Annotated in this window: 22 protein-coding genes; 13 read left to right on the top strand and 9 right to left on the bottom strand. The window is 43.9% G+C overall.

The window, feature by feature from the left end; genetic code table 11:
* Positions 1-161: 161 nt before the first annotated feature.
* A complete protein-coding gene (gene msrA, locus Xmir_RS01305) occupies positions 162-809 on the bottom strand; it encodes a peptide-methionine (S)-S-oxide reductase MsrA (RefSeq protein WP_099112681.1) in 648 nt (215 codons plus the stop codon).
* 136 nt (positions 810-945) lie between these two features.
* On the opposite strand from msrA, the gene tamA reads away from it, so the two are divergent.
* The 3 genes from tamA to Xmir_RS01290 are packed head-to-tail and all read left to right on the top strand — an operon-like array spanning position 946 to position 6,826.
* Positions 946-2,688, top strand: a complete 1,743-nt coding sequence (tamA, locus tag Xmir_RS01300; protein ID WP_099112680.1) for an autotransporter assembly complex protein TamA — start codon at positions 946-948, stop codon at positions 2,686-2,688.
* The gene (gene tamB, locus Xmir_RS01295; RefSeq protein ID WP_099112679.1) at positions 2,685-6,476 is read left to right on the top strand and encodes an autotransporter assembly complex protein TamB; all 3,792 of its coding nucleotides are present in this window, start codon (positions 2,685-2,687) and stop codon (positions 6,474-6,476) included. Before tamA ends, tamB begins: the two co-directional genes overlap by 4 nt.
* A gap of 2 nt (positions 6,477-6,478) precedes the next feature.
* Positions 6,479-6,826, top strand: coding sequence for a gamma-glutamylcyclotransferase family protein (locus Xmir_RS01290; RefSeq protein WP_099112678.1), 348 nt, complete (start codon positions 6,479-6,481; stop codon positions 6,824-6,826).
* A gap of 117 nt (positions 6,827-6,943) precedes the next feature.
* Here Xmir_RS01290 and ppa read toward each other — a convergent pair whose 3' ends face one another.
* From ppa to fbp, 3 genes are all read right to left on the bottom strand, one after another.
* Positions 6,944-7,474: an inorganic diphosphatase gene (gene ppa, locus Xmir_RS01285; protein ID WP_099112677.1), complete on the bottom strand. Its 531-nt coding sequence runs from the start codon at positions 7,472-7,474 to the stop codon at positions 6,944-6,946.
* A gap of 180 nt (positions 7,475-7,654) precedes the next feature.
* Positions 7,655-11,170 carry an inverse autotransporter beta domain-containing protein gene (locus tag Xmir_RS01280; RefSeq protein WP_099112676.1) on the bottom strand — a complete coding sequence of 1,172 codons (3,516 nt, stop codon included), beginning with the start codon at positions 11,168-11,170 and terminating at the stop codon, positions 7,655-7,657.
* A gap of 383 nt (positions 11,171-11,553) precedes the next feature.
* Positions 11,554-12,558 (bottom strand): class 1 fructose-bisphosphatase, encoded by a 1,005-nt coding sequence (gene fbp / locus Xmir_RS01275; protein WP_099112675.1) that lies wholly within the window; start codon positions 12,556-12,558, stop codon positions 11,554-11,556.
* Positions 12,559-12,730: 172 nt separating this feature from the next.
* Between fbp and mpl the strand changes: the two genes are divergently transcribed.
* Positions 12,731-14,101, top strand: coding sequence for a UDP-N-acetylmuramate:L-alanyl-gamma-D-glutamyl-meso-diaminopimelate ligase (mpl, locus tag Xmir_RS01270; RefSeq protein WP_099112674.1), 1,371 nt, complete (start codon positions 12,731-12,733; stop codon positions 14,099-14,101).
* A 108-nt stretch (positions 14,102-14,209) separates the two neighbouring features.
* Here mpl and argR read toward each other — a convergent pair whose 3' ends face one another.
* On the bottom strand, positions 14,210-14,680 hold the full coding sequence (argR, locus tag Xmir_RS01265; protein WP_099112673.1) for a transcriptional regulator ArgR: 471 nt from the start codon (positions 14,678-14,680) through the stop codon (positions 14,210-14,212).
* A 537-nt stretch (positions 14,681-15,217) separates the two neighbouring features.
* On the opposite strand from argR, the gene mdh reads away from it, so the two are divergent.
* Positions 15,218-16,156, top strand: a complete 939-nt coding sequence (mdh, locus tag Xmir_RS01260; protein ID WP_099112672.1) for a malate dehydrogenase — start codon at positions 15,218-15,220, stop codon at positions 16,154-16,156.
* A gap of 112 nt (positions 16,157-16,268) precedes the next feature.
* On the opposite strand, the gene Xmir_RS01255 is transcribed toward mdh, so the two are convergent.
* On the bottom strand, positions 16,269-16,535 hold the full coding sequence (locus Xmir_RS01255) for a helix-turn-helix domain-containing protein (protein ID WP_099112671.1): 267 nt from the start codon (positions 16,533-16,535) through the stop codon (positions 16,269-16,271).
* Between the two features lie 187 nt (positions 16,536-16,722).
* Here Xmir_RS01255 and Xmir_RS01250 point away from each other — a divergent pair, with 187 nt between their 5' ends.
* The gene (locus tag Xmir_RS01250) at positions 16,723-17,070 is read left to right on the top strand and encodes a DNA-binding protein (RefSeq protein ID WP_099112670.1); all 348 of its coding nucleotides are present in this window, start codon (positions 16,723-16,725) and stop codon (positions 17,068-17,070) included.
* Positions 17,071-17,145: 75 nt separating this feature from the next.
* Positions 17,146-17,526: a DNA-binding protein gene (locus tag Xmir_RS01245; RefSeq protein WP_099112669.1), complete on the top strand. Its 381-nt coding sequence runs from the start codon at positions 17,146-17,148 to the stop codon at positions 17,524-17,526.
* A 28-nt stretch (positions 17,527-17,554) separates the two neighbouring features.
* On the opposite strand, the gene ispB is transcribed toward Xmir_RS01245, so the two are convergent.
* Entirely contained in the window at positions 17,555-18,526 is a 972-nt protein-coding gene (gene ispB, locus Xmir_RS01240) for an octaprenyl diphosphate synthase (RefSeq protein ID WP_099112668.1), read from the bottom strand.
* Positions 18,527-18,776: 250 nt separating this feature from the next.
* Between ispB and rplU the strand changes: the two genes are divergently transcribed.
* The 3 genes from rplU (at position 18,777) to cgtA (ending at position 20,663) form a co-directional block, all read left to right on the top strand.
* The gene (gene rplU / locus Xmir_RS01235) at positions 18,777-19,085 is read left to right on the top strand and encodes a 50S ribosomal protein L21 (RefSeq protein WP_047962395.1); all 309 of its coding nucleotides are present in this window, start codon (positions 18,777-18,779) and stop codon (positions 19,083-19,085) included.
* A gap of 20 nt (positions 19,086-19,105) precedes the next feature.
* On the top strand, positions 19,106-19,363 hold the full coding sequence (gene rpmA, locus Xmir_RS01230) for a 50S ribosomal protein L27 (protein WP_010845218.1): 258 nt from the start codon (positions 19,106-19,108) through the stop codon (positions 19,361-19,363).
* A gap of 130 nt (positions 19,364-19,493) precedes the next feature.
* A complete protein-coding gene (gene cgtA / locus Xmir_RS01225; protein WP_099112667.1) occupies positions 19,494-20,663 on the top strand; it encodes an Obg family GTPase CgtA in 1,170 nt (389 codons plus the stop codon).
* A gap of 65 nt (positions 20,664-20,728) precedes the next feature.
* Here cgtA and dacB read toward each other — a convergent pair whose 3' ends face one another.
* The gene (gene dacB / locus Xmir_RS01220) at positions 20,729-22,177 is read right to left on the bottom strand and encodes a serine-type D-Ala-D-Ala carboxypeptidase (protein WP_167385921.1); all 1,449 of its coding nucleotides are present in this window, start codon (positions 22,175-22,177) and stop codon (positions 20,729-20,731) included.
* 272 nt (positions 22,178-22,449) lie between these two features.
* On the opposite strand from dacB, the gene greA reads away from it, so the two are divergent.
* Positions 22,450-22,926, top strand: a complete 477-nt coding sequence (gene greA / locus Xmir_RS01215; RefSeq protein WP_047962393.1) for a transcription elongation factor GreA — start codon at positions 22,450-22,452, stop codon at positions 22,924-22,926.
* A gap of 117 nt (positions 22,927-23,043) precedes the next feature.
* Here the strand turns inward: greA and yhbY are convergent, their stop codons facing one another.
* Complete coding sequence (gene yhbY / locus Xmir_RS01210) at positions 23,044-23,337, bottom strand: ribosome assembly RNA-binding protein YhbY (protein WP_099112665.1); 294 nt, start codon at positions 23,335-23,337, stop codon at positions 23,044-23,046.
* Between the two features lie 136 nt (positions 23,338-23,473).
* Here yhbY and rlmE point away from each other — a divergent pair, with 136 nt between their 5' ends.
* Together rlmE and ftsH are read left to right on the top strand one after the other, a co-directional pair.
* Entirely contained in the window at positions 23,474-24,103 is a 630-nt protein-coding gene (gene rlmE / locus Xmir_RS01205) for a 23S rRNA (uridine(2552)-2'-O)-methyltransferase RlmE (protein ID WP_047962391.1), read from the top strand.
* A 48-nt stretch (positions 24,104-24,151) separates the two neighbouring features.
* The gene (gene ftsH / locus Xmir_RS01200; protein ID WP_099112664.1) at positions 24,152-26,065 is read left to right on the top strand and encodes an ATP-dependent zinc metalloprotease FtsH; all 1,914 of its coding nucleotides are present in this window, start codon (positions 24,152-24,154) and stop codon (positions 26,063-26,065) included.
* Positions 26,066-26,142: the final 77 nt, after the last annotated feature.

Below are 26,142 nucleotides of genomic sequence, written 5' to 3'. Positions count from 1 at the left end.
CTCCAGTGACAGGGTAGGTGTTATTTGAATAGCGCTGGAGGGGAGATGGAAAAACATATAAATAAAAAATTACGGCAATATGCCGTAAGGTAAATAATAGCCTAATTCCATCAGGCGCTGAATCTAGCCCAATAATTATAACATTGGGCTAACGAAATTGACTAGTTTCTGTGCGTTGGTGGGAAGCAGATTCCAATACCACCTAATCCACAATATCCTTCAGGATTTTTGTAGAGATATTGCTGGTGATAATCTTCGGCAAAATAAAATGGCCCGGCTTCACGGATTTCTGTCGTGATAGTACGTTGGTCGCCATTTTGGAGCATTGCTTGCTGGAATTGGTCGCGGCTGGCAATCGCTTGCTCATATTGTTGGGCTGAAACGGTATAAAGGGCAGAACGGTACTGTGTGCCGATATCACCGTGCTGACGCATACCTTGGGCGGGATCGTGATTTTCCCAGAACAGCGTTAATAGCTGTGTATAGGTTATTTTGGTTGGATCAAACACGATCCTGACCACTTCGACATGTCCGGTTAAGCCTGTGCAAACTTCTTCATAAGTCGGATTTGGCGTTGTGCCGCCACTGTAACCTACAGAGGTGGTATAAATGCCTTCCTGTTGCCAGAAAAGACGTTCAACGCCCCAGAAACATCCCATTCCTACATAGGCGATTTCCATATTTTCTGGAATGTTGTTTATCGCATGCTGTGTGATGACATGGTAGGGTGATACAGTTAATGGGGTGGCCCTACCAGATAAAGCATCTTGTGAAGAAACATGTTGGCTTTCATTGACTGAATTTGGCAAGATTCCTCCTATTATTCACGGATTTTATGGTTAAGTGTTGTTTGTATATCTTTAAAACTTTACCAGAATTAACTTATTACAGCATTTTTATATTGTTGGATTTTACCCTGTAGATAGATAAATATTAGGAGTTCGAGTGTCACGATACCCCCTCATATGCGCGCTTTTTGTATCTATCGTCACTCCATCGGCTTACAGTGCAAATTTACGGTTAAAAGTAGAAGGGCTTTCTGGCGAATTGGAAAAAAATGCCAGAGTACAACTTTCAAATATCAGTACTGATGAAGTATCTCCTGATGGTCGTTTTCGCGCGCGTGTGGAGAAAGCGATACGACAAGGACTTCGTCCACTGGGATATTATGATCCTACTGTTGAATTTACCTATCAAGAGAATACTCCGCCAGCCCGCCCTGTTCTGACTGCAAAGGTCACCCTTGGTGAGCCTGTGCGAGTGACTGAAGTGAATGTTGATTTAGAAGGTGGTGCAAAAACAGATAAAGATTATGCCGTCCTCATCCAAAAAAATACACCTAAAAAAGGGACCATTCTTAATCACGGGGAATATGAAAGTTTTAAAGGTGCATTGACTAATCTTGCGATCAAAAAAGGGTATTTTGATGCCGTGATGAAGAAGAGTGAATTAGGGGTATCAAAAGAGCTGCATGAATCGATTTGGGATTTCGATTTCGATAGTGGGCAACGTTATCGTTTTGGCCCTGTAATATTCCATGGTTCGCAAATTCGTGAAACTTACCTTAATAACCTGATTCCTTTCAAAAAAGATGAATATTACACATCGGAACAGTTGGCGGAATTCAACCGTCGTTTGGTGGATACGGGTTGGTTTAATTCTGCGGTGGTTGTACCTGATTTTAAAGTAGGGCGCGAGAGTCAGGATAAGATATTGCCACTGGATGCTTCGTTAGTCCCTCGTTCTGCCAATTATGTTGAATTGGGTGGGGGTTATGCTACTGATGTTGGCCCTCGTGTACAAACAAAATGGAAAAAGCCCTGGCTTAATTCCCGTGGGCATAGTTTGAGCACCAGCCTTAACCTTTCTGCGCGGGAACAAATCATTGACGCATCTTACAAGATGCCGCTGAAGGCCAATCCACTCGAAGAATATTTTGAACTGCAAACGGGCTATAAACGTAAGGATATCAACGACACGACTGCGGACACAGCAACGTTGAACCTTGCCCGTAACTGGGATCGCTCCACTGGCTGGCAGTATGGTGTCAATATTCGCTGGAGTCTCAGCCACTTTACTCAGGCCAATGTAACAAATACCACCATGCTGCTTTATCCGGGGATCAGTGTCAGCCGCCTTCGCCAGCGTGGGGGAACTATGCCTTTTTGGGGCGATAGTCAGCGTTATTCAATAGATATTTCTGATAAGACTTGGCAGTCTGATGTGGACTTCCTCGTGTTACAGGCACATCACGTTTGGGTCAGATCTTATCGGGAAAATCATCGTTTTGTGGTACGGGCAGATCTGGGCTGGATAGAAACCAGCCAATTCGAAAAAGTGCCGCCGGATCTTCGCTTTTTTGCCGGTGGTGATCGCAGTATTCGTGGTTATAAGTACCAGAAAATTTCACCGACAGACAAAGAGGGTAAATTAGTCGGGGCATCAAAACTGGCCGTTGGTTCGTTGGAATATCAATACAATATTTATGGTAATTGGTGGAGCGCTTTGTTTGTAGATTCAGGCGAGGCAGTGGATGACATTAGAAGAAATAATTTCAAAACAGGCGCGGGGATAGGTGTGCGCTGGGCTTCACCTGTTGGGCCGATAAAATTTGATTTGGCAACGCCAATCGGAGATCCAAATAATCACAATGTTGAATTTTATATCGGTCTAGGGGCTGAACTATGAAGTGGGTAAAAAGGGTCAGTATTATTTTCCTGCTGATTGTTGGCCTGTTATTGATGACGGTTGTAGGATTGGTTGGCACACAAACTGGTCTGCACTTTGTGATTAACAGTGCGGCACGTTGGGTGCCCGGATTGGATATTGCCAGTGTCAGCGGAGGTTGGCGCGACCTGACGCTAAAAGGCGTGAAATACCAGATGCCGGGCGTTAATGTCAGTGCTGACAATTTACATCTCTCACTACGGCTTTCCTGTTTGAAACACAGTCACGTATGTGTCAGTGCCCTGACGACTGAGGGAGTCTCTGTTTCGGTAAATACGGCTGAACTTCCACCATCGGAACCATCCCCTACATCGGCACCCTTGACCGAATTGACAACGCCTTATCCTATTTCACTGGATTTGCTTTCTTTGAAAAATATCCATGTCGCGGTGGATGATATCGCTATTGCATTGGATGAATTTAAATCTGGCGCTCAGTGGCGGGAAAAACAGTTACGATTAAAGCCAACGGAAATCATTAATCTGTTGGTCGAATTGCCAAAATCGCCGCCTGAACCCATTGGTGCAGTACAGAAAACAACGCCAAAGACTAAACAGCAGATAGAAGCTGAGAAGCCCTTGAGTGAAACCTTAAAGGCGCTGTTTGCCAAACCGCTCTTAACGAAATTACCCAATATTCCGATTCCCCTTGATATCACTGTAGAGGGTATTCATGGCCGCCAGCTTCGTCTGACCGGAGATACCGACATCACGATTAATGATTTGAGGCTACAGGCCAGCAATCAGGGACAGCAAATCGATGTAAAAACCTTGAATGTGTTGTCTCCAGAAGGTTCATTTGCGATACAGGGCACAGCAAAACTTTCTGAGCAGTGGCCAATCAACCTGATGGTTAAAGGGAAAGTAGATAATTTAAATAACCTGAATGAATTGAAAGGGCAAAAAATCGACCTGACGCTGAAGGGGGCTTTTTTACAGCAGCTTGATCTCGCGTTACACCTTTCCGGGCCTGTTTCTGCCAATCTGGATGCGCAGGCTGAATTGGCAAAGGCAGGCTTGCCTTTACGCTTGACACTGGAAAGCAGCCAACTGAAATGGCCATTGAAAGAAGAAGCGGAATATCAGCTTGATGGCGTAAAACTGCGTTTTAATGGTCAAGCCAGCCGTTACGATCTTTCTCTTCGTTCTGATATTAAGGGGAGCGATATTCCTCCGGCATTGCTAATGCTGGATGCAAAAGGCAATGAAGAATCTCTCCGGTTAACACGTTTGCGTCTGGCTGCATTACAGGGCAAAGCTGACGTTACGGGGGTTGTTGATTGGAGTAAGGCGGTAAGTTGGAATGCCAAGCTGGTTCTGGATGGCATTAATACGGACAAACAGTGGCCGGAATGGCCGGCCAAAATGGATGGTAAAATGGCAGTACGCGGCAGTTTATATGGTGGAAGCTGGCAACTTCAGATTCCGGAAATTGCCCTTCACGGTCATGTAAAGCAGAACGCAGTCAAAGTTTATGGTAAAGCATCAGGCAATGCGGCAGGGCAGTGGGATATTCCTCAGTTTGATCTTGCGTTTGGGCGTAATACGTTAAATGCGCAAGGGCGGCTTACCGATGAGGCTTGGAAACTGGATAGCGATATTAACGCGCCGCAATTGGATGGGTTACTGCCGGGGCTGGGCGGTTTTATCACTGGTCATGTCAAACTGCGCGGAAATATGAAAGCTCCTCAAATCATAGCGGATTTGAATGCGCGTGGGGTGCGGTGGCAGGACTCTCTGCGAGTGGATAGCGCCATGATTAAGGGGGATATACGCTCGGCGGAACAGATTCAAGGGCAGCTATCGGTTGTTGTTCGCCATTTGAAACAGGCAGATTTAGCCATCAATAGCCTGATACTCAGTGCCAAGGGCACAGAAAAGCAGCATGCTTTACAAGTAAAAGTTGAGGGTTCTCCAGTATCAGGCGAGTTGGCACTTAATGGACGTTTTGATCGCCAACAGGAACGTTGGAAAGGCAATATCAATAATACCCATTTTGATACGGTTGTTGGTGAATGGCGCTTAAGTAAAGCGATTACGATTGATTACTCTAACCTACAACAGAAAGCCATTATCGGGGCGCACTGTTGGCTCAACCCCAATGCTCAAGTGTGTTTTTCAAAACCGATTGAAGCAGGGAAAAATGGTCATGCCCAAGTTGCGTTTGAACGCTTTGACCTGGTTATGCTCCAACCATTCCTTGATAAAAGCACTCAGCTTAAGGGGGTATTCAGTGGTGATGCTGATGTCAAATGGGTAGCAGGTCAAGGCTTACCGCAAGCAAAAATCGCCTTGCAAGGGAATAGTGTTCAGATCCGGCAGGTTGTAGAAGGTATTACGTTACCGATCGATTTTGAAACGCTGACATTGAATGCGGGTCTGAAAAATGGCAAGGCAAATTTAGACTGGTTAGTCAAACTGGTTGGCAATGGACAGTTGAACGGTAATGTTCAGGTGGCTGATTTGGAAGGCCGTCGCAAATTATCGGGTAACGTAGATATTCAAAATCTCTCCTTGAAGTTGATTAAACCTATCCTGGGCAAAGGTGAAAAAGCGGAAGGCGGAGTGAATGCGAATTTGCGTCTTGGAGGGAATGTCAAGAACCCATTGTTATTCGGTCTGCTTAAAGCCGATAACCTGCAAATGAGTAGTCATTGGCTGCCATTCGATATCTCTCAAGGCCAGTTAGCCGTTCATTTTGATGGTGTCAGCTCTGATTTGAATGGGATGATCAAAACGCCTAAGGGGCAACTAAACCTAAATGGTCATGCGGATTGGCGCAGCTTGGACGCATGGTATGCCAGAATTGCAGCTAATGCCGACAAATTACGTGTGGTTGTTCCGCCAATGGTTAAGGTCGATGTCAGCCCGAATCTGGTGCTTGAAGCGACACCAAATCTACTGAAACTTGATGGCAATGTTGATATTCCATGGGCGCGCATTACGGTTCAGGAACTGCCGGAATCAGCGGTAGGTGTTTCTTCTGATGAAGTGATGCTGGATAAAAATCTCCAGCCGATAGGGAAGAAAAAATCGTCTATTCTGATTCAAAGTAACTTGAATGTTCATATTGGTAATGATGTGCGTTTGAGTGCATTTGGTTTGGAAGCACAGCTTAAGGGGGCTTTAAAAGTCCTCCAGGATAAACAGGGGCTGGGGCTGAATGGTCAGATTGATATTCCGGAAGGGCGCTTCCATGCTTATGGACAAGATTTGCAGGTACGCAGAGGAACGATTATGTTCTCTGGCCCACCAGATCAGCCATTATTGAATATTGAAGCGATCCGCAATCCGGAATCGACGGCGAATGGCGTTATTGCCGGAGTGAGAGTGACCGGTCTGGCGGATAAGCCTAAAGTGGAAATTTTCTCTGATCCCGCAAAATCACAACAAGAAGCTTTATCCTTCCTTTTGCGTGGAGAAGGTTTGGAAAAAGGGGATTCTGACAACTCTCAGATGACGGCAATGCTGATTGGTTTGGGTGTTGCGCAGAGTGGTCAGTTAGTTGGCAAGATTGGTGAAACTTTTGGTGTCTCTGATTTGGCGTTGGATACTCAAGGCGTTGGCGATAAATCGCAGGTTGTCGTTAGTGGAAGGATTACCAAAGACTTACAAGTGAAGTATGGAGTGGGTATTTTTGACACTTTGGCAACACTGACGTTGCGCTATCGTGTTATGCCAAGATTGTATCTGGAAGCAGTATCTGGTATTGATCAAGCTTTAGATCTGCTCTATGAGTTTGAGTTTTAAAAATGCGAGTTATTGTTTATGGTAGCCTGAGGCGCAAACAAGGTAATCATCACTGGATGACCGATGCCCAACTGTTAGGAGAACACAAGTTAGAAGGTTATGAGATTTATGACCTTGGGCATTATCCCGCTGTTATCCGTGGTGAAGGAACAATCGAATGTGAAGTATATCGCATTACGCCACCTATACTGACAGAGCTGGATGAGTTGAAAAAGAACTCTCAGGAATATCAAAGGGAACTGATCGAAACACCTTATGGTAAGGCGTGGATTTATCTTTATAAATTGCCTGTAGAAGGATTGAGTCGGATAACAAGTGGTGACTGGTTGAAACGCTACGGAGAAGAATAAAGAACAACGATCCACTGTTTATAGCATTTTTTAATGAAAGTGAGCGTTAAAAAAACCTCTGCGCTCATGAAGAGGCAGAGGTTTTTTACAATCAAAACCCGCTGTTAACCGTTAAGATTATTTTTTGGCAGCGCGTTCGAAAGAAGACATAATTTCAGCTTTAGCGGCTTCGACATTGTCCCAGCCATCTACTTTAACCCACTTGCCTTTTTCCAGATCTTTGTAATGTTCAAAGAAGTGAGTGATTTGCGCACGTAACAGTTCTGGCAGATCGTTCACATCTTTCATGTGATCGTATTCTTTACTCAATTTGGTATGAGGAACAGCAACCAGTTTTGCATCTTCACCAGATTCGTCGGTCATTTTCAGAACACCGACCGGGCGGCAGCGGATGACAGAACCCGGCTGCAATGGATATGGTGTTGGAACCAGTACATCAACAGGGTCACCGTCAAGGGACAGAGTATTATTGATGTAGCCGTAGTTGCATGGGTAGAACATAGCTGTTGACATGAAACGGTCTACAAACAGAGCGCCAGATTCTTTGTCTACTTCATATTTAATAGGATCTGCGTTAGCTGGGATCTCAATGATAACATAGATATCTTCTGGTAGTTCTTTACCCGCCGGTACGTTGTTCAGGCTCATAAAAGGTTTCCTTCAATTTAAAACCAAAATGGAGTGTGGGGTATTATAGACAAAACAGGTTTAAAGTCCTCTGGTTTTTCGGCTGAGATCGCGACGGATAAGCAAGATTATAGGCAGTTTTATAGCACAGCCCCAATGATTATTGAGGCTGTGCGTGATATTAATGACGAGTGAAGCAACTTACTTTAATTTACACACCAGATTTAATTTGGCATCCTCTTTGAGTGCGCCTTTTTCTTCTATTTTCCCGATCTTATAGTTGTATACTAAGTAAGGTGCGTTATCAGCGTCTGATTCTTTGATCCTTATGTAAGGCGTAGTGTTATTTGTATAGAAGAGCCCAAATTTTGGAAACTTTTCTACAGGGAATTCACGAGAGTATGAATTGCCTCCACCTACATCTCCAATTCCAATATCATCCATTGTTACTGTTGTTGACTTACGAAATCGGTCAAGGCTTTCACAAGATTTATTGAGTTCGTTATGAGGAGCATCCGCAGACACTGTCAATTCAGGGAAGAAGAAATACCGGTGGGGATTGAAATTATAATAATGCTCTGACAGCTTGCCCGTATTGGATTCTGTTAAACGAACAGTCACTGTTACCGGCCCGGGGTTGAAAGTGTGCATGGAAAGTAATGTAGGGGTGTATATCATGCCATTATCATCATCAAATTCAATCCCGGTATCTGATGTGGATGTTTTAATGTCAAATTTACCCCCTGGAAATTCATCGATATTGAGTAACTTACCATCATTTCTTACTAGGTAAAAATACAACATGTTAGTCCAGGTAAACGGTTTTTCTTGCTCGCTAACATCCTTGTACGAATCTGTCGGTTTATGTGCTGATGATTCGAATGTGTATATTCGTAACTTTGCTTCCTGGGATTGAGGATCGAAATTGACAGGAGCAGACACGAGCGTTTCGCCAGAACTTAATTTAACAGTGCCCATGATATCTTTAATACCATATGGACTGTACATTTCAGGCTCTCCTTTTTTCTCTGCTTTTGTTAAATAAGCCGTCACATAACCGTTGGAGTCTGTAGTCCAGGCAGCTTGGCCGGGTACGTTAATGACCACAAAATCTTCTGGCAGATGGTTTTCTGATCCTTGCCATTTTGTAGCCCAGGTCATGTCTTCAATGCTTTGATTTTTAATGGGTTCTTTTTTGTCCTTATCAATGACTTTTACCTTAAGAACATATCCGTTTCTGTCAGTAATACCTGGCAATGAATCGTAATATTTGGTTGTGATATCTCCTGTTAATGTCGCGCCTAAGTCTTGCGAGGTGGGTGCCACGAAATCGAACGATTCAGAGTAGTTTCTCGTTTTTCCACCATTGACTGAGAACCCAATCCTCACACCTTTCATCGCTTGAGTACTGGTGATGCGCACTGCGATTTGACCTTGCGGATCTGTGACATATTGCCCAGAAGTTTCCTGTGGCTGAATGGACAACCCTTGCTGTTCCAGACCTTCAGGCTCTGTGAACCATTTAAGGTTCGGGATGGGTTGCTGATAATAGGGGGTTCCGCGCTCATTATGTATGACTAGATTAATAGTCTGTGGCTTATTATTCCCTAATGCTATGTAAGGCGGGTTGCCCTCCAGGTTTATACTTTTGATACCAATACTCTTGGAATCATCGACAAAGCTAACGGGTTTAAATGAATATTCTTTGCCGCCATTAATGCTGAGCTTCACAATGACATCTTTCAGCTCTTCGGTACTTTTAAGCGTTGCAATCAGTTGGTTTTGATCATTTGTGGTCGTGCTGGGCGTGAAAACAACTTTACCACTATTGTGACCTGTTATTCCTGAATTCCACGTAGCTTCTATCTTTTGATTTTTCAGGGGATTATTGTTCTCATCCAAGATAGTGGCTTTAAAGGTATAAATATTATTTTCATCAAAAATTGAAAGCGGGCCTTCAGGTTCAACCTTCGGATCTGAGATACTGAATTTGGAGGCAACATCGATAAAAGCGATGGGTTTGTCACCTTTTATCTCCACTTTTGGCATACCCGCTATTTCCAGATAAACCTTGGTATTTTTGTCGAGGGTTGCGGTACTTGCCAGAGTGGCGATGAGTTGACCTTGTTGATTGAGTGCACCTGATGTATCCCATTCCAGTTTTGCATTCGCAGTAGGGGGATCGAGGGTCCATTTTACATTTGGAATGGTCACGTCCTTGAGAGGTGCATTATTTGTATTGCCGTAAGTGATCGTTGCAGCCAGATTGTAGGCGGGTTTCCCATCGGCAATCGCAGGGCCGTTTCCAATGGGTTTGATGCTTTGGTCTTTAATGACAAATGGTTCAACGGTCAGGTTTGTTTGGGCTTTTTTGACACTGCTACCGTCTTCTGTTTCGACGGTGGCGGATAGGGTATAGCTGTTCCCTCCTTGAATATTATATTTCGGCAGGGTTACGTCAGCGTAATTACTATCAGAATATGCGATAACGCCCCCATTTTCCCCGAATTCTTTGTTAGCTGTCCAGACAGTCGGTTTTAAGGGTTTGTTGGCAGCGATTTTCGCACTTATCCGAACCGGCTGGGTACTGTATCCGCTTAAGTCACTGGGTAAGTTAATGGATAATTCTGATATTTTCCTGTAGTCCAGAACGATGTTGTTATTTCTTTGCACCAAATCATAACGGGCGCCTGCCAATGTGCGCAGGGAAGCAACGTTATGAGGTGAAATCTGCATAGCAAAGGGAATTCCAAAGCGATAATTCAGATTCGCCAGGAAAAGCGTTTCGCTGTTTCCTTTAGTGCCCAGCTTATAATCGACTCCCATAGTAATCAGCGGAATGGGTGTGTAATTCAGACCAAACCGGGTGAGGCTGGGATTTTTCTGTTTGGTATCCCGATTGAACAGGGCGACGTTATCACCGAAGTATTGCTCGTAGCTCAACTTACCACCAAGGTTAGGGTAAGGGGGAAGGAAAAATTCACTATTGAGATCAAACCCGTTGGCAGGTCGCTCTTCGTAGCCTTGCTCTTTCGGCGACTGATGCCATTGACTCAAGCGCCAGTAAGTATTCGCTGAGAGTTTGAGGTAATCTGTCCAAGCCTCTGCACCTAAACCTAATCGTTGATTGCTCCCCGTGATTTCGTGATCATAAAAGGAATTTAATCCATACATCCAATAAGTCGGGGTGAAATAGCGTCCACCAAACCCTAAATTTACCGTATGGCGGTTATCTTTATTGCGATAACCTAATTGGGAGAACAGCAGCCAGTCCGTTTTATTGTCGTAGAACGGTAGCAGCAGATCCAAGGAGCCGTTATCCAGTTTTCCCTTTCTATCAAGGGAAAAATTAATTTTGGCTGTCCCAAATTGGGACAACCATTTTTGAGTTTCAGTTGATATCGAATTATTTATTTTCCCCAACGCGTAGGATTTAGCCTGTTCTGTGAGTTCGGACGGGGAAGAGGATAGCAACTGACCAATGTGTTGAATATTTTGGGTGATAGTCCCTACATCGGCATTTTCGTCATGATTATTGGCTTTATTCTCATTATTAAATCTATTTTCTTTTTGGATTTTCTCTGAGAATTTCCTTTCTGTTTTAATCTCATGATGTTCTTTATCTGTCGAAAATGCACTTGCCGGAATAAAAGGTAAAGAAAGAGAATATATAAGAACAGAAAGTCGAATAATTTTATGATTAATATACGAGTCCATATATGAGCTCCTTATAAAATATGGGCTGTTGCCAGCACCTTAAGTATTGTGTCTTTGATGTGGAAAAGTTGAATTTTTTTGGGATTAACTATCTGTTTAATAAAAAGACAATATTCTCTGTCTTTACCTACATTAGGAAATCTTTTGTTATATTGCGTAATGAGAAATTGTTATCAATTGATAACAAAAAATAATGACTTTTTGTATTGAATTGATTTTTTCCAATAAAAACCGTGATGACTCTTTATCTTAAGGAGAAGGGAATATTAACGTTTGCTGAGAACAGGCTCTGAGTTTAGTAAATGAGTTTATAGCTTGGAAGGGACTGGAATATTTAAAGAGGTGGAAAACCACCCCTTAAATTCATTAATGAATGAAACTACTTATTCATCAGGAAACTCAGCCATGAAACTTTCAGCTTTCTCTACCATTGACTTTGTACCGACAAAGAAAGGGACACGTTGGTGCAGCTTATTTGGCTCGATATCCAGAATGCGGTTCGCGCCATCACTCGCTTTGCCACCTGCCTGTTCTGCCAAAAACGCGATCGGATTGCATTCGTACAGTAGACGTAGTTTTCCTGTTGGATGGCTTGCCGTACTTGGATAAATATAGATTCCGCCTTTCAACAGGTTGCGATGGAAATCCGCGACCAGAGAACCGATATAACGGGTAGTATAAGGGCGTTGAGTTGCTTCATCCTGTTCCTGGCAATATTTAATGTACTTTTTCACTCCCATCGGGAATTTGATGTAGTTTCCTTCATTGATGGAATACATATTGCCTTTCTCTGGAAATTGGACTTTTTCGTGGGTTAGGCAGAAAACGCCAAGAGAAGGATCGTAAGTAAAAGTGTGAACGCCACAACCTGTAGTGTAAACCAACATTGTGGATGAACCATAAACCACATAACCCGCTGCAACTTGACGATTTCCCGGTTGCAGGAAATCCTCTTCAGTGACAGTTTGCCCAATCGGAGTAATTCGATGGTAAATTGAGAAAATAGTCCCGACGGAAACGTTTACATCAATATTCGAAGAACCATCCAGTGGATCCATCAAAACAACATACTTCGCGTTTTCTGCGCGGTCGCCATCAAAAATAACGATCTCGTCTTCTTCTTCGGAAGCAATACCTGCAACTTCGCCGCGTGCTTTGAGGGCTGCCTTGAGTTTTTCGTTGGCGTACAGGTCCAGTTTCATCTGAACTTCACCCTGAACGTTGGATACGCCACTAGCACCTAAAATATCCACCAGCCCTGCTTTGTTGATATCCCTGTGAATGATTTTGGCACCTAACTTGATGGCAGACAGTAGTGCTGTCAGTTCACCTGTAGCATGAGGAAAGTCTTGCTGTTTTTCGACGATGAATTCGCCTAATGTTTTCATGACAAAGGCCTTGAATTTGATTGTGGTTTTAGGAAGCGTGCTTCACTTTTGTGTCGCACTCATGCGCGGGCAGTTTAGCTAAAGAATCAAATGATTCATAGGCTATTGCATTTCTAATCTGAGTTTAGATGGTTAGAATAGTGATACAGTTCATGATATTGGGTAGAAATAAATGCGTATTCATATTCTTGGCATCTGCGGTACTTTCATGGGAGGGTTGGCTATCCTTGCTCGTTCACTGGGCCATGAAGTCACTGGATCCGATGCAAATGTATATCCACCAATGAGCACTTTGCTGGAAAAACAGGGTATTGAGCTGATTCAAGGATACGATCCTGCGCAGCTCGATCCTGTGCCAGATATAGTGATCATTGGTAATGCGATGACACGCGGTAACCCCTGTGTGGAAGCCGTGTTGGATCGTGGCATTCCTTATACCTCTGGCCCGCAATGGCTGCATGATTATGTATTGCCGGAACGTTGGGTATTGGCTGTCGCTGGAACCCATGGCAAAACAACAACGGCGGGTATGCTGGCATGGATTCTGGAAGCGTGTGGTTATAAACCGGGATTTTTGATCGGTGGCGTACCGGGTAATTTTGATGTTTCAGCACAAATCGGTGAAAGCCCATTTTTCGTGATTGAAGCAGATGAATATGACAGCGCCTTTTTTGATAAACGTTCAAAATTTGTGCATTACAGCCCTCGCACATTGATCATGAACAACCTTGAATTTGATCATGCTGATATTTTCGAAAATCTGGCCGCTATTCAAAAACAATTCCATCATCTTGTCAGAGTGGTTCCGGGCACGGGTAAGATCATTGTTCCCGATAATGACATTAACCTGAAACAGGTACTCTCAATGGGGTATTGGAGTGAGTTAGAGCAGCTTGGTGAAACCGGAAACTGGCAGGCGAAAAAAATCAGTCAGGATAGCAGCCATTACCAAGTATTCCATCATGGCGAATGGGTTGGTGAAGTGAGCTGGTCATTGGTTGGCGAGCACAATATGTATAACGGATTGATTGCGATTGCAGCCGCCCATCATGTTGGAGTTCAACCTGTGGATGCCTGTCAGGCACTGGGTGAATTTATTAATGCCCGTCGTCGCCTTGAACTGCGTGGAGAAGTCAACCAGATCTCGGTTTATGATGATTTTGCGCATCATCCAACGGCTATCTTAGCCACACTGGAAGCACTGCGAAGTAAAGTGGGCGGAATGGCACGGATCCTTGCCGTATTGGAACCCCGGTCGAATACCATGAAAATGGGGATGAGTAAAAATGATATCGCCCCTTCCATGGGACGCGCCGATGAAGTCTTTCTTTATCAACCCGTCAATATTCCGTGGCAGGTGATTGAAATTGCTGAACAGTGTATTCAACCCGCTCGTTGGAGCGCTGACATTGATGTTTTGGTTAGGATGATTGTTGAAACGGCGCAGCCGGGCGATCACATCCTGATTATGAGCAATGGTGGATTCGGTGGCATCCATGAGAAATTGCTGGCTGAATTAGCGAAGAAAGCAAATCTCGCCTAATCGGTCAGTTCATTGGCGAAGAGGATCGTCCAGCAGGTGCGATCCTCTTTTAGCAAAATCCGCCGTAAACCCTCGCCCACTGCGACAGCCTCAATAGGGCGGGAGCAGTCACAGTTCTTGGTCAAACAGGTTGAGAATGGCTTCATAGAGCTGTTTTGTCGTGAAGTTTTGTGCTGGTGTGGAGAAAATAGTGTCATCTCCCGCAATACTGCCAAGAATACCTTCTGCTTTACCCAATGAATCTAGCAGGCGTGCAATTAGCTGTGCTGCCCCCGGGCTGGTACGTATGACGACAATGCTATGGTTATAATCGACATCTAATACCAGATTTTTTAATGGGCTGGTGGCTGTGGGAACCCCCAATTCTGCCGGCAAACAGTAGACCATTTCCATTTTTGCATTACGGGTTCTGACAGCTCCAAATTTCGTCAGCATTCTGGAAACTTTAGATTGGTTGATATTTTCAAACCCTTCGTCCTGAAGTGCTGCAACAATTTCACCTTGAGAGCTGAATTTTTCTTCTTTCAATAATGCCTTGAAAGCTTTTACCAAATCTTCCTGTTTCGAAGGAACACGCATATTTCACCATCGTCGAATCCATTATGAAGCAGACATTATGCGAAAGAGTGAATTTTTATTCAAGAAAGAGACGAAAAAACCCAAATATAGAGCATAATTGAATATTCTCTCCTATAGCCATAATAATTATCTGGTTATTAATGATTTCATTTTTATTGATTTTTCCCATCTATTAAGCTTAGTAAATGTATTGTTAATTAAATTGTATTTTTCATGTGGAAGGGAAGTGTAAGAAGATCAAGCAGACTATTAATCATATTACTGGAATAATTCTCAAAATAGTGTCCGTTATCTCATTAACAGATAAGCCTTTTGTCTAGAATAAAGCAACTTTGGTGTTCCATCATAAGGCCATTAGGTAGATAATCTGGCTGTTAACAGATTGTTTTTAGAACGTAGTGACGGATGGGATTGAGAGTTTGCTTTGCCATCATTTTGTCACTGTAGTGATGTGTAGCGATGATAGAAAAATGAAAGCACTCTCTTGACTAAACAGGTTTAAGTTTTTTTTACAGCACTTATTTAAGGAGTATCAGGATGAAAGTTGCAGTTCTCGGTGCAGCCGGTGGTATTGGTCAGGCACTTGCCCTTCTACTCAAGACCCAGCTTCCTTCAGGTTCAGAACTTTCCTTGTATGACATTGCTCCGGTGACTCCAGGTGTGGCAGCCGATCTGAGCCATATCCCAACGGAAGTCAAAGTCACTGGTTTTGCTGGCGAAGATGCAACCCCTGCTTTGGTAGGCGCAGATGTGGTATTGATTTCTGCGGGTGTGGCACGCAAGCCTGGTATGGATCGTTCCGATCTGTTTAATATCAATGCTGGGATCATTCGTAATCTGGTTCAACAGATTGCTAAAACTGCGCCAAAAGCATTAATCGGAATTATCACTAACCCGGTTAATACCACTGTGGCGATCGCGGCTGAGGTTCTGAAAAAAGAAGGTGTTTACGATAAAAATCGCCTGTTCGGTGTGACAACACTGGATGTTATCCGCTCCAATACTTTTGTTGCTGAACTGAAAGGTAAAAAAGCAGAAGAACTGGAAGTTCCGGTTATTGGTGGGCACTCAGGCGTAACTATTCTGCCACTGCTGTCTCAGATTTCAGGTGTTAGCTTCACTGATGAAGAAATTGAAGCATTGACCAAACGTATCCAGAACGCAGGCACTGAAGTGGTTGAGGCGAAAGCAGGTGGCGGATCGGCAACTCTGTCTATGGGACAGGCTGCGGCACGTTTAGGGCTTTCTCTGATCCGTGGTCTGCAAGGCGAAAGCAATGTTATCGAATACAGCTATGTCGAAGGTGACGGTCAATATGCTCGTTTCTTTGCTCAGCCTGTTCGCTTGGGTAAAAATGGTATCGAAGAACATTTAGATATTGGCAAGTTGAGTGCTTTCGAACAGAAGTCATTAGATAACATGCTGGATGTTTTGAATAAAGATATTGAGTTAGGCGAACAATTTATTAATAGTTGATTTATTTAATTCGTAATTTATTAATATACGAATTAAGTTAAATATATTAGATAACTAAAACCGCTAGTTCGAAAATAACTAGCGGTTTTTCTTTGGATAATTAAATTGATAGCTAATTATTCTTTTTATCTCTGACTTTTCTTTCTAATAGTTCTCCCGTATGTGGATCGAAATAGCGGCTTGGCCATATTTCAGACGGATGTAATTCTAAATAATTCGCTATTATCCATTCTCCCTTGGGCCATGGGCGAGAAAGTGTATTCGCCAAAGTTGATGAGCTCAGACCTGCTTCACGAGAAACAGCTGCTAGCGTCGTTCCACGTTTACGTAAAGCAGCAATAATATCAGCAGGATGCCAATCAGATTTCATAGAAATCATTTTTTTAATCCTTTCCTATTAAATTTGAAGCCACATTAGTGGTATAACTAAAGCGTTAGTGTGAAATTAATAACGAACACGAATCTGTTATTAAGAAAATAAAATACCATTATTTTTTCTAAAAATATTTCTAATTTTTTCTTAATAACTTCTTTTTTGAACTTGGTTACAAAAATAGAGAAACATTATGAAAAAAGAGTGGTATACGGCAATGGAGCTGACCGGTGTAGGCGAGTTACCTAGATCACCACAAGGAGTTAATGCCAGAGCAAAACGTGAAGAATGGTTGAGGCAAAAACGAACAGGTGTTCAAGGAAGGGCGATTGAATACCATTATTCTTGTTTCCCTGAATCAACCTTGGAGGCTTTGGAACTTCATGAAACATCAGCGGAATATCAGGTTCAGAAGCAAGATCCTTTATCCATTTGGGTAAGTGCATTTAATTTACTCACCGAGGAAGAAAAGGAGGTAATTACCGAAGTGATATTACGAGATGGCATAAGAAGTTTTTTGGAAAAAATTACCGCTACTTGAGGCAGCTTTTGAAAAGCCAAATGTTTAAAATTTGGCTTTCTCTTCACTGCTCCGGTATAAAGCGAGGAGAAAGAGATGAAAAAAGAGTGGTATTCTGCAAAGGAACTCATCGGCCTCGCAGGGCTGCCATCGTCTCCCCAAGGAGTCAACCTGATGGCAAGACGCGAGGGTTGGGAACAACGCCGTAAGCGTGGAGTGCAGGGAAAGGCGCTTGAATATAATGTCAACAGCTTGCCAGAAGATGTTCTGAATGTACTGACTGTCAGTGAGAATTCGGTCGAGTATTACCGAAATAAACGACAGGACCCGTTTATGATTTGGGTAGAAGCTTATTATCAGCTGACCAAGTCGGAAAGGGAAAGAATAGTTAAATTTATTTTGAGAAAAGGGCTAGCCAGCCTCGTCCACTACGCAATCATTCAAGATATTGATAATAAAGACAGTATCCCGGATTGAACAATCTGGGATACTGGTTGATTTAAGCTCAGGAAAGTCGTTGTACTGCGACATGGGCTAAACCCATCAGGGCCGCCTTGTATGGAGTGTCTTCCAGTATTTGCAACGCTGAAATCGCCTTATCCGCTTCTTCCTCCGCCCGTTGGCGGGTGTATTTGAGTGAACCACACTGTTTCATTGTTGCCAGTACAGTATCCAGCAAATGGCGGCCATTGCCTTGTTCAATAGCGCTGCGTATCAGTGCCGATTGTTCGGGCGTTCCATGGTTCATGGCGTGCAAAAGCGGCAATGTTGGTTTGCCTTCGTTCAGGTCGTCCCCTGTGTTCTTACCGAGCGTGTTGTTATCAGAATCGTAATCCAGAAGATCATCAATGAGCTGAAATGCAGTGCCAAGATAACGTCCATAATCACGCAATGCGATTTCTTGCTCTGGGGTTGCATTGGCAAGAATGGCTGCTGAATGCGCAGCAACTTCAAACAGGCGGGCCGTTTTACTGTAGATAACGCGCATATAATCATCTTCGGAAATATCTGGGTCGTTGCAGTTCATCAACTGCATAACTTCGCCCTCAGCAATCACATTGGTGGCGTCAGACATCAGTTTCAATACACGCATCGAATCAAGATCGGTCATCATCTGAAATGAGCGCGTATAGATGAAATCTCCCACAAGGACACTGGCTGCATTGCCGTAAATGGCGTTGGCTGTTGCTTTGCCGCGTCGCATGTCAGATTCATCAACGACATCATCATGTAACAAGGTTGCGGTATGGATAAACTCAATTAAAGCGGCCACTGTGATGTACTTCCCATCTTCGCAATGGAGTGCTTTTCCTGCCAGCACTGCGATCATCGGTCGAATGCGTTTTCCACCGCCGCTGATAATGTAGTAACCAAGTTGGTTGATCAGCGCAACGTCAGAGCTTAATTGGTTAAGAATGGTTTCATTAACCGCTGCCATGTCATCAGCGGTAAGTTTTATTATCGATTCTAAATTCATGTTTTGGCTTTGGACTCTGATTCAGAGCTGTGCTCATTAATTAGCATATCAATAGATATCAAGATATATCGATTGTACTTGAAAAACCGTTCAAATAAATGACAATCGAAAAACTCCGTTTTTTTCTCATCTGTTCTAATTCTGCACTTGTCTTCCAAGCGGTTTTTGCGTAGAATTCGCGCCCTATTGTGAATATTTTATAGCGCGCTCTGGAAAGAATTTTAGGGGGTGCGCGGAAAGCGGAGTTTATATGTACGCAGTTTTCCAAAGTGGTGGTAAACAACACCGAGTAAGCGAAGGCCAAACAATTCGCTTGGAAAAGCTGGACATCGCAACAGGTGAAACTGTTGAGTTTGACCAGGTGCTGATGGTCGTGAATGGTGAAGACATCAAAATCGGCGCTCCAGTAGTTGAAGGCGTTAAAATTAAAGCTGAAGTTGTTACTCACGGTCGTGGCGAGAAAATTAAAATCGTTAAGTTTCGTCGTCGTAAACACAGCCGTAAGCAACAGGGCCACCGTCAGTGGTTCACCGATGTTAAAATCACTGGCATCGCTTAAGATTTTAGGAGAGCAGATTAATGGCACACAAAAAGGCTGGCGGCTCGACTCGTAACGGTCGCGATTCTGAAAGCAAACGTCTGGGTGTAAAACGTTTTGGTGGTGAGTCTGTTTTGGCAGGCAGCATCATCGTTCGTCAACGTGGTACTAAGTTCCACGCAGGCAACAACGTAGGTTGTGGCCGTGACCACACCCTGTTCGCATTAGCTGACGGGAAAATTAAATTCGAAGTTAAAGGTCCAAAAAACCGTAAATTTATCAGCATCGAAGCTGAATAAGTTTTTTGAATCTTAATCGAATCGGAAGCCCTGCAATGTGTGTTGCGGGGCTTTTTATATTCTGGATTACGCCATCTCTGGGTACTAGCTGCCATCCAGCTTTACAGTGGCTATCCTACGGAGAAAAATGATGAAATTTGTAGATGAAGCCAGGATACTGGTTGTAGCGGGAGATGGTGGCAATGGTTGCGTCAGCTTCCGTCGTGAGAAATATATTCCAAAAGGTGGGCCGGACGGCGGTGATGGTGGTGACGGCGGTGACGTTTATCTGCTGGCAGATGAGAACCTCAATACGCTGATTGACTACCGTTTTGAAAAATCCTTCCGTGCTGAACGTGGTCAAAATGGACAAAGCCGCGATTGTACTGGTAAACGTGGTCAGGATATTACCATCAAGGTTCCAGTCGGAACCCGCGTGCGTGACATTGCCACAGGTGAAGTGCTTGGAGACATGCTGCGCCATGAACAGAGTTTTATGGTCGCAAAAGGCGGTTTCCACGGGCTTGGTAATACCCGCTTTAAATCCTCTGTGAACCGTGCTCCTCGTCAAAGAACGATGGGAACACCGGGTGAAAGCCGTGAACTGATGCTGGAGCTGATGCTGTTGGCTGATGTGGGCATGCTGGGGATGCCAAATGCAGGTAAATCCACCTTTATTCGTGCCGTTTCGGCAGCTAAACCCAAAGTAGCCGATTATCCATTTACAACACTGGTGCCAAGCCTTGGCGTTGTGCGCATGGATAACGAGCAAAGCTTTGTGGTAGCAGATATTCCGGGTTTGATTGAAGGTGCATCAGAAGGCGCCGGTTTAGGCATTCGCTTCCTGAAGCATCTGGAACGTTGCCGCGTATTGCTGCACTTGATTGATCTCTGTCCGATCGATGAGTCTGATCCGGTTGAAAATGCGCGTATCATCATCAAAGAGCTGCATAAGTACAGTGAAAAACTGGCAGAAAAACCGCGCTGGTTGGTATTCAACAAGGTTGATCTGACGGATCCAGAAGACGCTAAACAGCGGGCTAAAGTCATTGCTGATGAGCTTGGTTGGGAAGGTGATTATTACATGATCTCAGCCGTGAACCGTCAGGGTGTGAAAGAGCTTTGTTGGGATATTATGGAATTTATGAAAACCCAGCCTCGTAGCTTAGAAGCGTCGGAAGAATCCCAACCTGAAAAAGTTGAATTCATGTGGGATGACTACCACAAGGAACAGTTACAGCAATCATCATCTGATGATGATTGGGATGATGACTGGGACGAAGAAGACGACGAAGGCGTTGAGTTTGTTTATAAACGCTAGTCTTCATATCTAATGTTCGAACATGACAAAAGGGCGCTGTTTTCCGCGCCCTTTTTCGTTTGATCTCAATGGCTCAGGTATAACGACTTATATAAATGATTTTCGAAACGCGCTAATGGAACACGGCGAGTTCGTTGATTGTCGGGAGAAACGGAGTAAGCAGAAATAAATTGGACGAAAGCGATTTGCTGCCCACTGGCGGCGGTCATGAATCCTGCCAGATTATAAACTCCCTGCAATGAACCTGTCTTGGCAAATACCTTACCATCCAGCCCTGCTTCATGCAGACCGGGACGATAAGCCAGAGTACCATCATGTCCGGATTTAGGAAGCATGGAGATGAAATCCAATTCATTATCGTGTTGGGCAATAAATTGTAAGATCTCCATCATGGTTGCAGGCGTAATTAAATTATGGCGAGAAAGGCCGGAACCATCCACCATGACAGTATTGCCTAAATCAATGCCGGCTTTTTGTTTCAAAATCTGGCGAACTGCGTCAGAGCCAGAATGCCATGTTCCCGGAACGTTAAAATAGCGATGACCAAGGGTACGGAAGAGGGTATCAGCAATCATGTTATCTGACTTTTTCAACATGATTGAAAGCATGCTGTGCAATGGTATTGATTGGTTTAGGGCGAGAATTTTTTCTGGTTGTTGAGGAATCGATTGGCGTCGTATAGAACCGTTCAACTCAATACCGGCAATACTCAGTTCATTTTTCAGAATTGCACCGGCATAACTTGCACCATTTTGAACGGCGAATGCCAATGGGAGCGGCTCATCACGTTGAGTCAGGCAGCCGGTGAGAGTATATCGGTTTAGGTCACCTGATGTGACATCCAGTTCACAGTATTTTGCTTCTGGCGAGCCTTTGGCTAATGTTTTTACTTCACTGAAAACATTAACAGGGTAAAAAGAGGGGATACGGACAAATGCCAGTCCACCGGGTTGCTCTGAACTGTAAAGTGAAACTGAAAAACAGTTTTTATCCACAATTGCAGCGGATGGGGGGGAACTGAAACACTGGGTCATATCATTCCATACCCAGCCGGGCGCTTTATCGTGGCTGGCGAAAATGGAAACATCTATGATGAGGTCACCATTAATCTGTTTGATACCTGATTGTTTTAATGTTTCGACCATGTTGCGCAGTTGCGAGCGCGTTAGCATCGGGTCGCCTACAAAACGGGCTGTCAGATTACCTTCTAAGATGCCATTCGAGATACTGGCATCACTTTCCAGTGTGGTGATAAAACGGTAATCCTTACCAAGCTGTAGCAGGGCTGCCAACGCCGTCACAATTTTTTGTGTACTTGCCGGTAATGCCATTTGTTGCCCGTGATAATCAACTAATGGTGTTTTTGAGCTGACTTTTTGGGCAATAAATGAGATATGAGTACCCATCGGCAAATACTGAGTGTTTTCCTCAATTGAAGAAGCATTTGCACTGAAAACACTCAGGCTCAAGCTGAGCATACAAGCTATTCTGCTGGTAATTTTTAAAAGAGCCATAGATCTCGCATATGAAGGTGGATGTATTCCAATAATATTTGTACTAATAATACTAAGGTGCAATTTAAGGAAAAGTAAACGATGATCCATCATCAACTCTACGTTAGAATGATAGATTAGTAGTTAAAATATGCATGTGAACTTCAGATTATGCTGGGTTTACACTCCTTTTATTGTCTGGAGGCCCGCCTGATAGGGTGTGCTCATTGTGCTGTTATTACAAAAATCAGGAAGATGTGTTTGGGCTTAGGATTGATTTAGAGGTTTGATAAATGAAACAAATTCCGATGACGGTACGTGGCGCGGATAAATTGCGCGAAGAATTAGAACATTTGAAAACTGTACGTCGCCCTCAAATTATTACTGCAATCGCTGATGCGCGTGAGCATGGTGATTTGAAAGAAAATGCGGAATATCATGCCGCTCGTGAGCAGCAGGGTTTCTGCGAAGGCCGTATTCAGGAAATTGAGGCCAAACTTTCTAATGCTCAGGTGATTGATGTCACGAAGATGACTAACAATGGTCGGGTGATCTTTGGGGCAACGGTAACGGTACTGAATGTGGATTCAGATGAAGAGCAAACTTACCGTATCGTGGGTGATGACGAGGCGAATATCAAAGAAAATCTTCTTTCTGTGAATTCACCTATTGCCCGTGGCTTGATTGGCAAAGAAGTGGATGATGTTGTTGTCATCACCACGCCAGGCGGCCAAGTGGAATACGAAGTTTTGAATGTGGATTACATCTGATAAATACCATGGTAATCGGCTATTACGTTTACATGGAATAAAAAAGGCCAGACTTGGCCTTTTTTATCATGATAAAGAAATAGCTCACGATGGCATTTTTGTATAAATACGTCGTGATTATTTAGGTAGACTAATCTTGCGTTCTTCTGATGGACGGTAGAGAACTAGCATTTTTCCTATAATTTGCACATTATGTGCACCAGTTTCACGAACAATCGCTTCAGCGATCAAAGTTTTCATTTCGCGGTCTTCGCCTGCAACTTTGACTTTGATAAGCTCGTGATGCGAAAGGGTTTGTTCGATTTCAGCCAATACGCCTTCGGTCAACCCATTGTTGCCGATCATAACAACAGGCTTTAATGAATGAGCGAGACTTTTCAGGTATTGAACTTGTTTTTTGTTAAGAGTCATCGTTTTTTTGCTTAGTTGGGATTGAAAACGACATATTCTACCGCCATCTCATATCTATCACCATAAATAGTGTGGTGGGTTTGATAAGAGAGCGCAAAAAAAGTAAGGCTCTTTTTTAGTATAGTTGGAAAGAACAATGGCCAATAAAAAACGCTCAGCAAGCTCAAGTCGCTGGTTACAGGAACATTTTAGTGATAAATATGTTCTTCAGGCACAGAAAAAAGGGCTTCGCTCTCGCGCTTGGTTTAAACTTGATGAGATACAGCAAAGCGACAAAATCTTTAAACCGGGTATGACCGTTGTTGATTTAGGTGCTGCTCCGGGTGGGTGGTCTCAATACGTAGTCAGTCAGATTGGCAATAACGGGCGAGTGATTGCCTGTGATCTTTTGCCGATGGATCCGATAGTTGGGGTCGATTTCCTTCAGGGAGATTTTCGTGATGAACTTGTATTGAAAACATTGCTTGAAAGAGTTGGTGATAATAAAGTCCAGGTCGTCATGTCGGATATGGCTCCCAATATGAGTGGAACCCCCGCGGTCGATATTCCCCGATCCATGTATCTGATTGAGTTAGCGTTGGATATGTGTCGTGATGTGCTGGCCCCTGGGGGCAGTTTTATTGTCAAAGTGTTTCAGGGAGAGGGCTTTGATGAATACCTGAGGGAAATACGCTCCCTTTTTACGAAGATAAAAATTCGTAAACCAGAAGCTTCGCGGGCACGATCACGTGAAGTATACATTGTAGCGACAGGGCGGAAAGTGTAGTACCCTGACTACTATTTGTTAACACAGTTGTAATATGAGGTTAATCCCTTGAGTGACATGGCGAAAAACCTGATTCTCTGGTTAGTCATCGCAGTTGTCTTGATGTTATTGTTCCAGAGTTTTGGTCCCAGCGATTCCAGTGGTCGTAGGGTTGATTACTCTAGTTTCATCAATGAAATATCGCAGAATCAAGTAAGCGAAGTACGTATTTCGGGTCGTGACATTGATTTCACTAAGAAAGACAACGGTGGAAAATACAGCACTTATATGCCAATTCCGGATGAAAAGCTGCTGGATACACTACTCAATAAACAGGTAAAAGTTGTTGGCGAACCACCAGAACAACAAGGCCTGTTAGCAACCCTCTTTATTTCATGGTTCCCAATGCTACTGCTGATTGGCATCTGGATCTTCTTTATGCGCCAGATGCAAGGTGGTGGCGGTAAAGGGGCGATGTCTTTTGGTAAAAGCAAAGCCCGCATGTTGACTGAAGACCAAATCAAAACCACGTTTGCCGATGTTGCTGGTTGTGACGAAGCAAAAGAAGAAGTAGGTGAATTGGTTGAATACCTGCGTGAACCTGGTCGTTTCCAAAAACTGGGCGGTAAGATCCCGAAAGGTATCTTGATGGTTGGCCCGCCGGGTACTGGTAAGACGCTGTTGGCTAAAGCTATCGCGGGTGAGGCAAAAGTGCCTTTCTTTACCATTTCTGGTTCTGACTTCGTTGAAATGTTTGTTGGTGTGGGGGCTTCCCGTGTTCGTGATATGTTTGAACAAGCGAAGAAAGCTGCACCTTGCATCATCTTTATCGATGAAATTGATGCAGTAGGGCGTCAGCGTGGTGCGGGTTTAGGTGGCGGACACGATGAACGTGAACAGACACTTAACCAGATGCTGGTTGAAATGGATGGTTTCGAAGGTAACGAAGGTATTATCGTTATCGCAGCGACCAACCGTCCTGATGTACTTGATCCTGCATTGTTACGTCCGGGCCGTTTTGACCGTCAGGTCGTCGTTGGTCTGCCGGATGTACGTGGCCGTGAGCAAATTCTGAAAGTTCATATGCGTCGTATCCCTTTGGATACTGATATTGACGCATCTATCATTGCTCGTGGTACACCGGGTTTCTCTGGTGCGGATTTGGCCAACCTTGTGAACGAAGCCGCTCTGTTTGCTGCTCGTGGTAACAAGCGCGTTGTTTCTATGGTTGAGTTCGAAAAAGCCAAAGACAAGATCATGATGGGCGCGGAGCGTCGTTCAATGGTGATGACGGAAGAACAGAAAGAATCCACGGCATATCATGAAGCAGGCCATGCCATCATCGGCCGTTTGGTGCCAGAGCACGATCCTGTTCATAAAGTTACGATTATCCCTCGTGGCCGTGCGTTAGGTGTGACGTTCTTCTTACCAGAAGGCGATCAAATCAGCGCAAGCCGCCAGAAATTGGAAAGCCAGATTTCAACCTTATACGGCGGGCGCTTAGCCGAAGAAATTATCTATGGTGTAGACAGCGTTTCTACTGGCGCATCCAATGATATTAAAGTGGCAACATCCATTGCGCGTAACATGGTGACACAATGGGGTTTCTCAGAAAAACTGGGGCCATTGCTGTATGCGGAAGAAGAAGGTGAAGTTTTCCTCGGTCGTTCCGTTGCTAAAGCGAAACATATGTCTGAAGACACTGCGCGTTTAATTGATCAAGAAGTGAAAGCTATCATCGATCGTAACTATATACGTGCACGTCAGATTCTGATGGATAATTTGGATATTCTTCACTCAATGAAAGATGCGTTGATGAAGTATGAAACCATTGATGCCCCTCAGATTGATGACTTGATGAATCGAACAGCAGTACGTCCGCCGGCAGGTTGGGAAGGTGGAAATAATGGTGGTCATAACAACCATACTCCATCATCTCCGCAACAAACTGCGAAACCTGCGGATGGCAATCCAACTGCATAATGAGGTTAACGATCTTATCAAACCAAGGGTAATGACAAATTATTGCTCTTGGATTTGACAGACTGTACTTCTTAAAT

This window comes from Xenorhabdus miraniensis, from assembly GCF_002632615.1.
The sequence above is the reverse complement of the archived record's forward strand: the minus strand, read 5'-3'. Positions and strand labels throughout refer to the sequence as shown.